This is a genomic window from [Empedobacter] haloabium, assembly GCA_008011715.2.
Classification (GTDB): Bacteria; Pseudomonadota; Gammaproteobacteria; order Burkholderiales; family Burkholderiaceae_D; genus Rugamonas; species Rugamonas haloabia.
This window is the reverse complement of the sequence record CP136508.1, coordinates 6,131,093-6,143,374: the sequence shown is the minus strand read 5'-3', so window position 1 is coordinate 6,143,374 and position 12,282 is coordinate 6,131,093. Positions and strand designations below refer to the sequence as shown.

Genomic DNA, 12,282 nt, shown 5'->3' with positions numbered 1-12,282 from the left:
ATCAGATCGTCTTCGAATACCGCAGCGGTTGCGGCTGCGCGCTGGCGGCCGCCTGCGCGCGCGCCTGCTGCAGATGGCGGTCGAACAGCATGCAGATATTGCGGATCGTCAGGCGGCCTTTCAAGGTGACGGAGATCCAGCCGTCCTCGATGGTCACCAGGCCGTCGGCGACGAACTCGCGCAGCTGTTCCAGCTCGCGCGCGAAGTAGTCCTCGAAGCGGATCGGCCAGCCCTGTTCGACGGATCTCGTGGACAGCTCGAAGTTGCACATCAGGCGCTGGATGATGATCCGGCGCAGCAGGTCGTCGCTGTCCAGCTTATAACCGCGTGCCACGGGCAGCTTGCCTTCGTCCAGGCGGGCGTAATAATCGTCCAGCGTCTTTTCGTTCTGGCTGTAGGTGGCGTTGACGGCGCTGATGGCCGAGACGCCGACGGCGACCAGGTCCATTTCCGCGTGCGTCGAATAACCCTGGAAGTTGCGGTGCAGCCGGCCCTGGCGCTGGGCCACGGCCAGGTCGTCCTCCGGCTTGGCGAAATGGTCCATGCCGATGTAGACGTAGCCGGCAGCCGTCAGGCGGCTGATGCACAGCGCCAGCATCTCCAGCTTCACCTCCGGTGCCGGCAGCTCGCTTTCGGCGATGCGCCGCTGCGGCTTGAACAGGTGCGGCATGTGCGCGTAGTTGTACAGCGCGATGCGGTCGGGATTGGCGACGATGACCTTCGACAACGTCTGCTCCATCGTCGCCATCGTCTGCTTCGGCAGGCCGTAGATCAGGTCGATGCTGATGGAGCGGAAGCCGGCGTCGCGCGCGGCGGCCATGATGGCGATGGTGTCCTCGGCCGGCTGGATACGGTTGACGGCCTTCTGCACGTCCGGATCGAAGTCCTGCACGCCCAGGCTCAGGCGATTGAAGCCCTGCCGGCGCAGCGACTGCACGCGCGCCGCGTCCACGGTGCGCGGATCGATCTCGATCGAATACTCGCCTTCGGCGTCCGGCGCGAAGTCGAAGTTGCGGCGCAGGTGCGCCATCAGGTCTTCCATCTGGCGGTCGCTGAAGTAGGTGGGCGTGCCGCCGCCGAAGTGCAGCTGCTCGACGCGGTTGATGCCGTCGAACAGCGTGCCCTGCATGTCGATCTCCTGCTTCAGGTACGACAGGTACGTGGCCGCCTTGCTGCGGTCCTTGGTGACGATCTTGTTGCACGCGCAGTAGTAGCAGATGTTCTCGCAGAACGGCACGTGCACGTAGAGCGACAGCGGCCGCCGCCCGCCGCGCATTTTCAGACCCGCCTGCGCTTCCAGGAAGCTGCCGTAGCCGAAGCCGGGCGTGAAGCGGTCCGCCGTCGGATACGACGTGTAGCGCGGGCCGGACATGCTCAGTTTCTCGATGACGTTGGCGTCGAACTGCACGGAGGGGACCAGGGAGGCGGTGGCGATGTTCATGATCGTTCTTCTGTTTCTGGGGTGGGTCAGGCGGCCAGCCGTTTCACGTCCCTGGCCGCGGGGCGGCGTGCCGGGGCACGCACGTTGGATTTGCCGAAGTTGAACAGGCTGACCGCTTGCGTCAGGCCGTTGGCTTCCTCGGCCAGGCTGCTGGCGGCGGCCGCCGCTTCCTCGACCAGGGCGGCGTTTTGCTGCGTCACCTGGTCCATGTGGGCGATGGCCTTGTTGACCTGGTCGACGCCGGCGCTCTGTTCGCGCGAGGCGATCGAGATCTCCTGCATGATGCTGGTGACCTGCTTGACGGACGTGACGACCTGCTCCATCGTCGCGCCGGCGCGGTGGGCCCGTTCCATGCCGGTGCCGACCTTCGACACCGACACTTCGATCAGGTGCTTGATGTCCTTGGCGGCCACCGACGAACGCTGCGCCAGGTTGCGCACTTCGCCCGCCACCACGGCAAAGCCGCGGCCCTGTTCACCGGCGCGCGCCGCCTCGACGGCCGCGTTCAGCGCCAGGATATTGGTCTGGAAGGCGATGCCCTCGATCAGCGCGATGATGTCGACGATCTGCTTGGAGGAGTTGTTGATCTCGTCCATCGTGGTGATCACTTCGGAGACGATGGCGCCGCCCTGCACCGCCACGTCGGAGGCGGCCATGGCCAGGGTATTGGCCTGCAGCGAGTTGTCGGCATTGGCCTTCACGGTCGAGGAGAACTCGTCGACCGACGATGCCGTCTCTTCCAGGCTGGCGGCCTGCGACTCGGTGCGGCCGGACAGGTCGGCGTTGCCGGCGGCGATCTGGCGCGTGGCGACGGCCATCGTCTCGACGTTGACGCGCACATCGCGGATGGTCGCGATCAGGTTGTTGTTCATCTGCTCCAGCGCGCGCAGCAGCTGGCCCGCTTCGTCCGTGCTGTGCGTCTCGAACGTGCCGGACAGGTCGCCGGCGGCGATGCGGCGCGCGCCTTCCACGGCCCGCGCCAGCGGCTGCAGCATGCCGACCCGCAGCGTGTACCACAGGAAGACGTTGATCAACAGGCCAATGAAGGTGGCGCCGAAGATGCCGTAGCGGACGGCGCCCGTCGTGCTCTCGGCGAACAAGCTGGCAACGCAGACACCCAGCAGCAGCGTGTTGACGACGCTGGTCGAGAGCCAGATGCGCATCGCCAGCGACACGTGCGACAGCCGGCCCAGCAGGTGCGGCAGGCCGCGGCGGATGATCTGGCCGTTGCGGATCTCGATATCCTTGCTGCCCTCGGCCAGCGCGCGGTAGGCGGCGATGGCCGCGTTCACCTGGCTGCGTTCGGGGCGGGTGCGCACGGACATGTAGCCGACGGTGCGGCCGGCTTCCTTGATCGGCGTGATATTGGCTTTCACCCAGTAGAAGTCGCCGTTCTTGCAGCGGTTCTTGACCAGACCCGTCCACGGCGTGCCGGCCCGGATCGACGTCCACAGGTCGGCGAACGCCTGCGGCGGCATGTCGGGATGGCGCACGATGTTCTGCGGGGCGCCGATCAGTTCTTCTTCCGTGAAACCGCTGACCTGGATGAAATACGGGTTCACATAAACGATATTGCCATCCAAATCCGTTTTAGAGACGATCGCCTGATCCGGATCGAGGTCCACTTCCTGGTTGGTGACGGGCAAATTCTTGCGCATCGGGTTTACTCCTAAGCCTGTGTTGTTCTGGCGGCGCCTTCGTTGGCGCTCTGTCCTGAATGTTATGAACTGCTGTAATTTCTGTGCGGCAATACACCACAGGAATCAGTTTAGGGAGGGCAACCTCCAAAAACCTTGATTTAGATCAAAATTGGAGGAATGGGAGACACATGCGGCGCGGGCTTCGCGCCGCTGCAACGGCGGGGGATGACGGAGTGGAAACACGCTGCGGCGAACGCCGCACGGGGAGGCAACTACGGTAGAGCTCGTGTCCCACCGCGGGGTCAGTCACCGCGGTGGGACACGAGCTCGGCATTACATGGTCAGGCGGGCTCTTCCATGGCCTTCTGGCCGCCGGCGGCCGCGATGTCGCGCACGTTTTTCTGCACGGCGACAGCGGCAAACAGGCTCAGCGTGTAAGCCATCGCATAAAACCCTTTTCGCTGGGCGCCAGCGTGGCGTTGAACACACCCGCCACATAGGCGAAGGCACCGATCAGCATGGCCAGCCAGGCAGCGCCGACAAACGCGGCGGTGGGTCGTTGTACGTTCTTTATGAAATCTCCTTGCTATCGCGGCACGGCGCCGCGTGTTGCATGATGGCAAAAATTTAAGCCTTGCCCTTGAATTTGCGCAACACTTTAGTGACCACGGAAACGGCTGCCAGCACTATGGCACCGGTCAGCACGCCGACGACGATGTCGGCCACGTGCGGCGTCAGCCAGCCCAGCGCCGGGCCGACGCCCCCCACCGCATGGGCCGACTCGGCGGCGTGGTGGATGACATCGTGCAGCTGCGGAATGCCATGCGTGAGGATACCGCCGCCGACCATGAACATCGCCACGGTGCCCAGCACCGACAGCAGCTTCATCAGCTTGGGCGCCGCGGCCAGCAGGAAGCGGCCCAGCGCGCGCACGGCCGCCATGCCGGCCCCGGCGCGCTGACTCAGGTACAGACCGGCATCGTCCATCTTGACGATGCCGGCCACGATGCCGTACACACCGACGGTCATGATGGCGGCGATGCTGACCAGCACGGCCACCTGCTGGCTGAACGGCGCGGCCGACACGGTGCCCAGCGCGATGACGATGATCTCGGCGGACAGAATGAAGTCGGTCCGGATGGCGCCGCTGATCTTTTCCTTCTCCAGCGCGCACAGGTCGACCTCGGGATCGGTCACGGCGGCCACCAGCTCGGCATGGTGCTGCTCGTCTTCTTCCTTGCTGTGCAGGAACTTGTGCGCGAGCTTTTCAAAGCCCTCGAAGCACAGGTAGGCGCCGCCGATCATCAACAGCGGCGTTACGCCCCACGGCGCGAAGGCGCTGATGGCCAGCGCAGCGGGCACGAGGATCGCCTTGTTCTTGGTCGACCCCACCGCCACGGCCCAGACGACGGGCAATTCGCGGTCGGCCTTGACGCCGGCCACCTGCTGGGCGTTGAGCGCCAGGTCGTCGCCCAGCACGCCGGCGGTTTTTTTCGCGGCCACCTTGCTCATGGCGGCGACGTCGTCGAGAATGGTGGCAATATCGTCGATCAGGGCAAGCAGGCTGGTTCCGGCCATCGGTGGCTCTCTCTAGGGAAGTGGTTGAACCGATAATCTTACCTTACCCGGCGGCGGCGCTGCGCTGTGCTGCAATCTGCGTTACTCTACATGCATTGTTCTTGCCTGGATCCCCCATGAGTTTTGCCACCTGGCTCGGTTTTGCCATCTCCGCCATCATCATCGCCATCTCGCCCGGTTCCGGTGCCGTGTTGTCGATGTCGCATGGCTTGTCGTACGGCGTGCGCAAGGCCAGCGCCACGGTCATGGGACTCCAGCTGGGGCTGTTGCTGGTGCTGTTCATTGCCGGTGCCGGCGTGGGTTCCTTGCTGCTGGCGTCCGAATTCGCGTTCAACGTCGTCAAGACGGTGGGCGCGCTGTACCTGATCTGGCTGGGCCTGTCGCAATGGCGCGCCAAGGTGGACGGTGGCGCCGAGGTCGGCGTGGCCAGGCAGGCAACGTTGCCCTCGACGGGGCGCCGCGTGCTGACGGGCTTTCTCACCAACGCCACGAATCCGAAAGGCATCATCTTCATGGTGGCCGTGCTGCCGCAGTTCATCACGCAGGGCGAGCCCGTGTTGCCCCAGCTGCTGATCCTGGCCGTGACGATGGTGGCGATCGACATGACGGTCATGCATGGTTACGCGCTGCTGGCCTCGACGATGCAGGGCTATTTCCGCGACCCGCGCGCCCTGCGGGTGCAGAACCGCGTGTTCGGCGGGCTGCTGATGGCGGTCGGCACGGCGCTGTTCTTCGTCAAGCGCCAGGCCTGAACTGCTTCAATTTGTAACGGCTGTCGGCGCGCGGCGCGGCCGAGCGTTAAATCGGGATAACGCTCCGGAGACATCGATGAACCGCAAGACCCTGCACTTCCTGTTGCTGGCGGCCCTCGTGGCCGCTTCTTCCTTTGCGCTGGCCGATCCGCCCGCCCGGGTGGGCCGTATCGCCGCCGCCGAGGGCGCGGTGACGGTGCGCACCGGTGACGGCAGCGAGTCCGGCTCGCTGCTGAACTGGCCCGTCAGCTCGGACCACCACGTCATCACGGCGGCCGGTGCCCGCGCCGAAGTGCGCGTGGGGGCCGCCGCCATCCGGCTCGACGGCGACAGCGACCTGGCAATCGAACAACTGGACGACGACGTGATGCGCCTGCGCCTGCACCACGGCGCCGTCAGCGTGCACCTGCGCGATCCGGCCCTGCTGGGCGGTTTCGAGCTGGCCACCGCGCACGCGCGCGTGCTGCTGACGGAGCCGGGCGTCGTCAAGGTCGAGACCGAGCGCGTGCCCGACAGCACGCGGGTGTCCACGCTGGAGGGGATCGCCCGCGTCGAAGGCGGCGGCACCGCGCTGACGCTACGCGCCGGCAAGCGCGCCGACGTGCGCGATGACGATATCGCCACGGGCCAGGCGCTGGCCGACAATTTCGACGCCTGGGCGCAGAACCGCGACCGCCGCGACGAGGCGGCGATCGCCACCCGCTACGTTCCCGCCGACGTTACTGGATACGAAGAGCTGGATCGCCACGGCAGCTGGACTGTCAGCAGCGACTACGGCCCGCTGTGGGCGCCGCGCAATGTGGCCTCGGACTGGGCGCCCTACCGCGACGGCCGCTGGACCTGGCTGTCGCCGTGGGGCTGGACCTGGATCGACAATGCGCCCTGGGGTTATGCGCCCAGCCATTACGGCCGCTGGGTGCTGGTCAACCGGCGCTGGTGCTGGGCGCCAGGCCGCGTCGTCGGCCGGCCGGTGTGGGCGCCGGCGCTGGTGGGCTGGGTGGGCGGTCCCGGCTGGGCTGTCGAATTCCGCGACCGCCGCCGCGCGCCCGGCCTGGGCTGGTATCCGCTGACGCCGCGCGACCGCTACGTGCCGCACTACCCGGTCTCGCCGCGCTACGAGGAACGGCTGGGCTGGCGCTTCCACGACAGCGACCGGCGCGGTCGCTACGCGCCGGACGGCCGCCGCGACGGCCTGACGATCGTGCCGCGCGACCGCTTCGAGCAGCGCCGCACGGTGGCTGTCAACAACGTGCCGCGCGCCACGATCTTCCCGAACACGATCAGCACCCTGCCCCCTGGCGTGCCGGTGACGCCGCCGGGCGTCACGGCGCGGCCGGGCGACCGCAATGGCGACGGCGTCGCCGACCGCCTGCAGCGCGACCGCAACCACGACGGCATCGCCGATGGCGTGCAAGGGCCGGACCGCAATCGCGATGGTGTCGCCGACCGCTTGCAGACGCCGGACCGCAACCGCGACGGTATTGCCGACGGCTTGCAGCCGCGCCCGGACCGCATCATCACGACCGAGCGCTGGCCGGAGCGCGACCGCAATCATGACGGGGTCGCCGACCGCCTGCAGCGCGACCGCAACGGCGATGGCATCGCCGACGCGGCGCAAGGCCTGGCCGATCCACGCGCCGACCGCAATCGCGACGGCATCCCGGACCGCGCCCAGGGCCTGGTCGATCCGCGCCATGACCGCAACGGCGACGGCATCGCCGACCGCGCCCAGGGCCACGTGATCACAACGATGACGCCAGGCCAGTTCGCTCCGGCCGCCGAGCAGGCCGAGCGCCGTCACCGCCTGCTGGAAGAGCAGGTGGAACGCCGACGCGAATTGATGGACGCGCGCCGCCAGCAGAACGAGCAGCGCTGGAACGGGCGCCCGGTCCAGCCGGCACCGGCCGCGCCACCACCGATCGCCACGGCACCGAATCCGCGCGCGGTGTTCACGCCGGCCGCGCCGCCGCCGGCCGCGCCGCCGCCAGTGGTCGCGCCACGGCCCGCACCGCCGCCCCCTGCGCCGGTCGCACCGCTGCCAGCGCAGCCGCAGGCCCAACCGCAGCCGCAAGCGCCGGCGCAGCCCGGCGGCCAGCACCGCGGTCCGCGCCAGCCGCGCCAGGACGGCATCCGCGAGCGCTGAGCGCATACGTCCGGCCCCGGTTTTCGACCATTCGGGGCGGGATTCGTGCAGCTTGTCACAAAGCCGTAGCCCGGCGCCCCTACACTTTCGTACAGTACGACGTACGGGAACACGGGTACGACAGGACCGACGACACGGTCCGCAACCCAGGCATTCTCGAGACCGCACCAGCGTCCCGACTATTCCGTTATCACGAATAGTTTTTCGGCCAGCCTTCGGGCTGGCTTTTTTTTGCCTGAACGATCCCCACCTTTGGCTACAATACCGGTTGGCGCAGTGCGCCGCTTGTCCTCATCTACGATTGGAAACATCATGTCCGCTATTCCGCCCAAAGAGTCCCTCATCGAATACCCGAGCGACTTCCCGATCAAGGTGATGGGTCCGACGCACGAAACGTTCACCGCCACGATCATCGACGTCATCGTCAAGCACGATCCGACTTTCCATGAAGGCAAGGTCGAGACGCGTCCTTCGTCCAGCGGCAACTACACGGGCCTGACCGTGACCGTGCGCGCGATCAGCCGCGAGCAGCTGGATGCGCTGTACGCCGAGCTGTCGGGCCACCCGATGGTCAAGGTGGTGCTGTAACGGTACTGCCCCGGGCGGCTGCCTGCTTCTTGAGCACGCGCCTGAGACGGCGCGTATAATGGCAGGCTTCGATCCACGCAAGCTGCCCATGTCCACGACCCGACCCGAACCGGCGGTGATCCGCCACCTCGGTCAAGCCGACTACGAACCGACCTTCGCCGCGATGCGCGCCTTTACGGATGCGCGCACGGCCGACACGCCCGACGAGCTGTGGATCGTCGAGCACCCGCCCGTATTCACCCTGGGCCTGGGCGCCGATCGCGGCCACTTGCTGGCGGGCGCGGCGCGGATCCCGGTGGTGCAGACGGACCGCGGCGGCGAGGTGACGTACCACGGCCCCGGCCAAGTCGTCATCTACCTGCTGATGGACCTGCGCCGCAACAAACCCGGCGGCAAGCTGTATGCGCGCCAGTTCGTCCATAAAATCGAGCAGGCCATCATCAATGTGCTGGCGGCGTATAATCTGGCCGGCGAACGGGTCGAAGGCGCGCCTGGCATCTATATCGCCGACGGCCCGAAACGGGGCGCCAAGATCGCCGCGCTGGGCCTGAAAGTGCGCGGCAACGGCTGCACCTACCACGGCGTGTCGCTGAACGTGGCGATGGACCTGGCGCCGTTCACCTGGATCAACCCGTGCGGCTACGCCGGCCTGGAAACGGTCGACATGCGCACGATGGGTGTCGCGCCCCCGCTGGCCGACGTGCAGCGGGCGCTGGCCAACGAACTGGTCGCGCTGCTCGACGTGGGCGCCGAAGCCGCCGTCGCCTAACCGAATTTACCTGAAAAGCCCGCAAGGGCAACTGTCATGACTACCGAGACCACTTCCAGCACCGCCCCCGCTTACAACCCCAGCGAGAAGCAAAAAGGCGCCAGCAAGACCTCGCGCATCCCGATCAAGATCGTGCCGGTCGAGCAGGTGGAGCGCCTGAAGAAGCCGGAGTGGATCCGCGTGAAGGCGGCGTCGGCCTCGAGCCGCTTCTACGAGATCAAGGACATCCTGCGCGAGAACAAGCTGGTGACCGTGTGCGAGGAAGCCTCCTGCCCGAACATCGGCGAATGCTTCGGCAAGGGCACGGCCACCTTCATGATCATGGGCGACAAGTGCACCCGCCGCTGCCCGTTCTGCGACGTGGGCCACGGCCGCCCGGACCCGCTGGACGTGAACGAACCGGCCAACCTGGCCAACACGATCGCCAAGCTGCGCCTGTCGTACGTGGTCATCACGTCGGTGGACCGCGACGACCTGCGTGATGGCGGCGCCGGCCACTTCGTCGAGTGCATCACGAAGACGAAAGAGCTGTCGCCGAAGACGCAGATCGAAGTGCTGGTGCCGGATTTCCGCGGCCGCCTGGAAAAGGCGCTGAACATCTTCGCGGACGGCCTGCCGGACGTGATGAACCACAACCTGGAAACGGTGCCGCGCCTGTACAAGGAAGCGCGCCCGGGCGCCGACTACCTGCATTCGTTGAAGCTCCTGAAGGACTTCAAGGCGATGTACCCGCACGTGAAGACCAAGTCGGGCCTGATGGTCGGCCTGGGCGAGACGGACGAGGAAATCCTGCAGGTCATGCGCGACATGCGCGAGCACGACATCGACATGCTGACGATCGGCCAGTACCTGGCGCCGTCGAACAGCCACCTGCCGGTGCGCCGCTACGTGCACCCGGACGTGTTCAAGATGTTCGAGGAAGAAGCATACAAGATGGGCTTCGGCCACGCCGCCGTGGGCGCGATGGTGCGCAGCTCGTATCACGCCGACGTGCAGGCGCATAACCTGCTCGAAGCGGTGAACAGCTAGAACTTGGCGAGAAAAATTCAGAAGCTGTAAGACCATCCTCGATTCGAACAGCCTGAAGAAAACAGCACTTACCTTCCCCAGGGCCCTGCCCCAAGACGGACATTTCCGGCGTATCGATTGGTTCGGTGAACTTCCCGAACCGGTCGATCCGCCGAAACCGACCTTCCGTTTTCCTCTACCTATCGCGCGTCGTCGAGCCAGGTTTTTTCGACAACCCGTCAGTACCTCTCCAGGCAATCTTCCATCCCCTGCAAAAGCCCAGCGCAAAGTATGGGTCTCAGCCGACAAGTTTCAATTCCGTAAGCCAAGACCATAAGCTGTAGGTAGGCTGTCGCATCCCAGAATTGGTTTGACAAACCCATACATCTTTACCTATCCTTGGCGTTGTGGAATCGTTTCCATAGTCGTGTTCCAGCTTTGATGTAGCGTTCATGAAATAAACCATAAGACCGAAACATTGCTGACAACTGGCATTGTCTCTCGGTCGCCACCGCAGCACTTCCAACCGAGGAGACAAGATGAACGAAGGTCGTTTTAACGAGTCGGGCAGAGCATTCAAAACATTGTTGCCAGGCCTGCTGTTGGCCTGTGCCGTACAAGCGAGTGCAAGCGTCACCAACCCAAGGATCGGTGGACTGATCTGGTCTGAGGAATTCAACGGCACGGTGCTGGACACAAAAATCTGGACGCCCTATGACGGCAATGGCTGCCAAATCGGCTTATGCGGCTACGGAAATGCGGAGCTCGAATACTACAGCCCGAGGAACCTGGCCATTAGCGATGTGCCATTCGAACGCGGCACGCGTGCACTGGCAATCCAGGCCCGGCGCGAACGCCAGGGCAGCAACGAGTTCACGTCGGGCAAAATCGATTCGTACAACAAGGTCCAGGTAAAGTACGGCATGGTGGAGGTTCGCATGAGCACACCTGACCTCACCACCGGCCTGTGGCCCGCTGCCTGGATGCTGGGTACCAGTGCACAGGCCTGGCCACGCAAAGGCGAAATCGACATCATGGAAATGGGGCACAAGGCCTCCGAATGGTCACAGTCGGGGGCGGCTTCGGCAAACCATTTTGTCGGCGCCAATATCATCACCTGGAACCAGGCTGCTTGTGTGCCAGGTAACGAAACGTGCGCCGCCTCGACAGCCTGGAAGACCAAGAACTGGTATGTCCCGGCCACATCCCTGGTCAATCGCTTTGTGAAGTACCGGCTGTATTGGACCGATACCGAGATGCGTTTTACGGTAGAGGACAATGGCGTCGAACACGACCTGTACGACAAGCCACTGCCGGTCAATTCCGATGCTTTGAAGGCGCCGTTCTACCTGCTGCTGAATTTGGCCGTCGGCGGTAATTTCACCGACGCGGCCACGCCAAGCCAAGTCACTGCACCCTTGCCGAGCACGATGTATGTCGACTATGTACGGGTTTATCAACTGGATGGCCTGGGCGAAGTCAAGCTGGGCAATCAGACCGTGCCCGAAGTGGGCAAGTTCGGTGTCTACACGGATAACTCCGCCGTCAATGCCAAGCTGGAAGCCGGCACCACCTCCGACATCTGGGTATGGAACAACAACTCGATAGCCGCTGGCTCCCTGGCCCCCTACGAAGGCAGTAACGTCCTCGCATGGAGCTATACCAAGCCAGGTGATTGGTTTGGCGCGTCGATCCAGTCACGCTCGATCCGTGATCTGACGAATTTCCGTAACGGCACCGTGAAGTTCCGTATCAAGATCCCTGCGAATGTCTCTTTCAACATCGGTCTGGCCGATACGTACACCAATGTGAACTGGCTGAATTTCCCGGCCAACACCACCACGTTCGGGCTGGTGCGCAATGGCGACTGGGCGACGGCTACCATACCGGTGTCGACGCTGGCCGGTCCATTGGTCGCGTTGCAGTCGGTCGTGGATCTGTTCATGTTCTCCAGTGACGGCAACAATATTCCAACGGCCGCCTTCCAGTTTGCGATCGATGACATCGTGTGGGACGCCGGCACGCCTGTCCAGTCCGGCCCGCAAAATGTGACACAGCTTTCTCCGACCACGCTCCAATTCACCTCGACCGTAGGCGAATGGGCTGACGTGCACTACACCGTCAATAACGGCTCCCCGATGAACGTGCGCATGCGTCTTCAAAATGGCGTTAACACATATGAGGCCAGCGGATTGAAGGCAGGCGACGTGGTTCGCTACAATTTTACGTACTGGGACGCCGCCGCCAATCACGCTGTCGATACCGTGCAACAAACCTATACGATGAAATAATGCGAATGTAAGGCGTACCGTCATCAGGGGACGCTCTTTAGCCGTCTGTGATAGGTCGCTGAAGGATTCGGC

The 12,282-nt window shown here is 64.6% G+C and carries 9 protein-coding genes and 1 pseudogene; 6 read left to right on the top strand and 4 right to left on the bottom strand.

Annotated elements, in window-relative coordinates; all coding sequences use genetic code 11:
- Position 1 precedes the first annotated feature (1 nt).
- The 4 genes and pseudogenes from hemN to E7V67_026745 all read right to left on the bottom strand — a co-directional run bounded on the left by hemN (position 2) and on the right by E7V67_026745 (position 4,659).
- Complete coding sequence (hemN, locus tag E7V67_026760) at positions 2-1,441, bottom strand: oxygen-independent coproporphyrinogen III oxidase (protein ID WUR13244.1); 1,440 nt, start codon at positions 1,439-1,441, stop codon at positions 2-4.
- A gap of 26 nt (positions 1,442-1,467) precedes the next feature.
- Positions 1,468-3,099: a methyl-accepting chemotaxis protein gene (locus E7V67_026755; protein ID WUR13243.1), complete on the bottom strand. Its 1,632-nt coding sequence runs from the start codon at positions 3,097-3,099 to the stop codon at positions 1,468-1,470.
- Between the two features lie 428 nt (positions 3,100-3,527).
- Positions 3,528-3,601 (bottom strand): annotated as a pseudogene (locus tag E7V67_026750) (hypothetical protein).
- Positions 3,602-3,708: 107 nt separating this feature from the next.
- Entirely contained in the window at positions 3,709-4,659 is a 951-nt protein-coding gene (locus E7V67_026745; GenBank protein ID WUR13242.1) for a DUF808 domain-containing protein, read from the bottom strand.
- A gap of 116 nt (positions 4,660-4,775) precedes the next feature.
- Between E7V67_026745 and E7V67_026740 the strand changes: the two genes are divergently transcribed.
- The 6 genes from E7V67_026740 (at position 4,776) to E7V67_026715 (ending at position 12,210) form a co-directional block, all read left to right on the top strand.
- Positions 4,776-5,411 (top strand): LysE family transporter, encoded by a 636-nt coding sequence (locus E7V67_026740; GenBank protein ID WUR13241.1) that lies wholly within the window; start codon positions 4,776-4,778, stop codon positions 5,409-5,411.
- Between the two features lie 76 nt (positions 5,412-5,487).
- Positions 5,488-7,554 carry a DUF6600 domain-containing protein gene (locus tag E7V67_026735; protein WUR13240.1) on the top strand — a complete coding sequence of 689 codons (2,067 nt, stop codon included), beginning with the start codon at positions 5,488-5,490 and terminating at the stop codon, positions 7,552-7,554.
- Between the two features lie 300 nt (positions 7,555-7,854).
- The gene (locus E7V67_026730; protein WUR16352.1) at positions 7,855-8,142 is read left to right on the top strand and encodes a DUF493 family protein; all 288 of its coding nucleotides are present in this window, start codon (positions 7,855-7,857) and stop codon (positions 8,140-8,142) included.
- Between the two features lie 88 nt (positions 8,143-8,230).
- The gene (gene lipB, locus E7V67_026725) at positions 8,231-8,911 is read left to right on the top strand and encodes a lipoyl(octanoyl) transferase LipB (protein WUR13239.1); all 681 of its coding nucleotides are present in this window, start codon (positions 8,231-8,233) and stop codon (positions 8,909-8,911) included.
- 36 nt (positions 8,912-8,947) lie between these two features.
- On the top strand, positions 8,948-9,940 hold the full coding sequence (gene lipA, locus E7V67_026720; GenBank protein WUR13238.1) for a lipoyl synthase: 993 nt from the start codon (positions 8,948-8,950) through the stop codon (positions 9,938-9,940).
- A 518-nt stretch (positions 9,941-10,458) separates the two neighbouring features.
- A complete protein-coding gene (locus E7V67_026715) occupies positions 10,459-12,210 on the top strand; it encodes a glycoside hydrolase family 16 protein (GenBank protein WUR13237.1) in 1,752 nt (583 codons plus the stop codon).
- Positions 12,211-12,282 lie beyond the last annotated feature (72 nt).

Excerpts from the sequence above, each read along its gene's own strand:
- hemN (WUR13244.1), bottom strand. The coding sequence starts at position 1,441 with ATGAACATCGCCACCGCCTCCCTGGTCCCCTCCGTGCAGTTCGACGCC.
- E7V67_026755 (WUR13243.1), bottom strand. The coding sequence starts at position 3,099 with ATGCGCAAGAATTTGCCCGTCACCAACCAGGAAGTGGACCTCGATCCG.
- E7V67_026745 (WUR13242.1), bottom strand. The coding sequence starts at position 4,659 with ATGGCCGGAACCAGCCTGCTTGCCCTGATCGACGATATTGCCACCATT.
- E7V67_026740 (WUR13241.1), top strand. The coding sequence starts at position 4,776 with ATGAGTTTTGCCACCTGGCTCGGTTTTGCCATCTCCGCCATCATCATC.
- E7V67_026735 (WUR13240.1), top strand. The coding sequence starts at position 5,488 with ATGAACCGCAAGACCCTGCACTTCCTGTTGCTGGCGGCCCTCGTGGCC.
- lipB (WUR13239.1), top strand. The coding sequence starts at position 8,231 with ATGTCCACGACCCGACCCGAACCGGCGGTGATCCGCCACCTCGGTCAA.
- lipA (WUR13238.1), top strand. The coding sequence starts at position 8,948 with ATGACTACCGAGACCACTTCCAGCACCGCCCCCGCTTACAACCCCAGC.
- E7V67_026715 (WUR13237.1), top strand. The coding sequence starts at position 10,459 with ATGAACGAAGGTCGTTTTAACGAGTCGGGCAGAGCATTCAAAACATTG.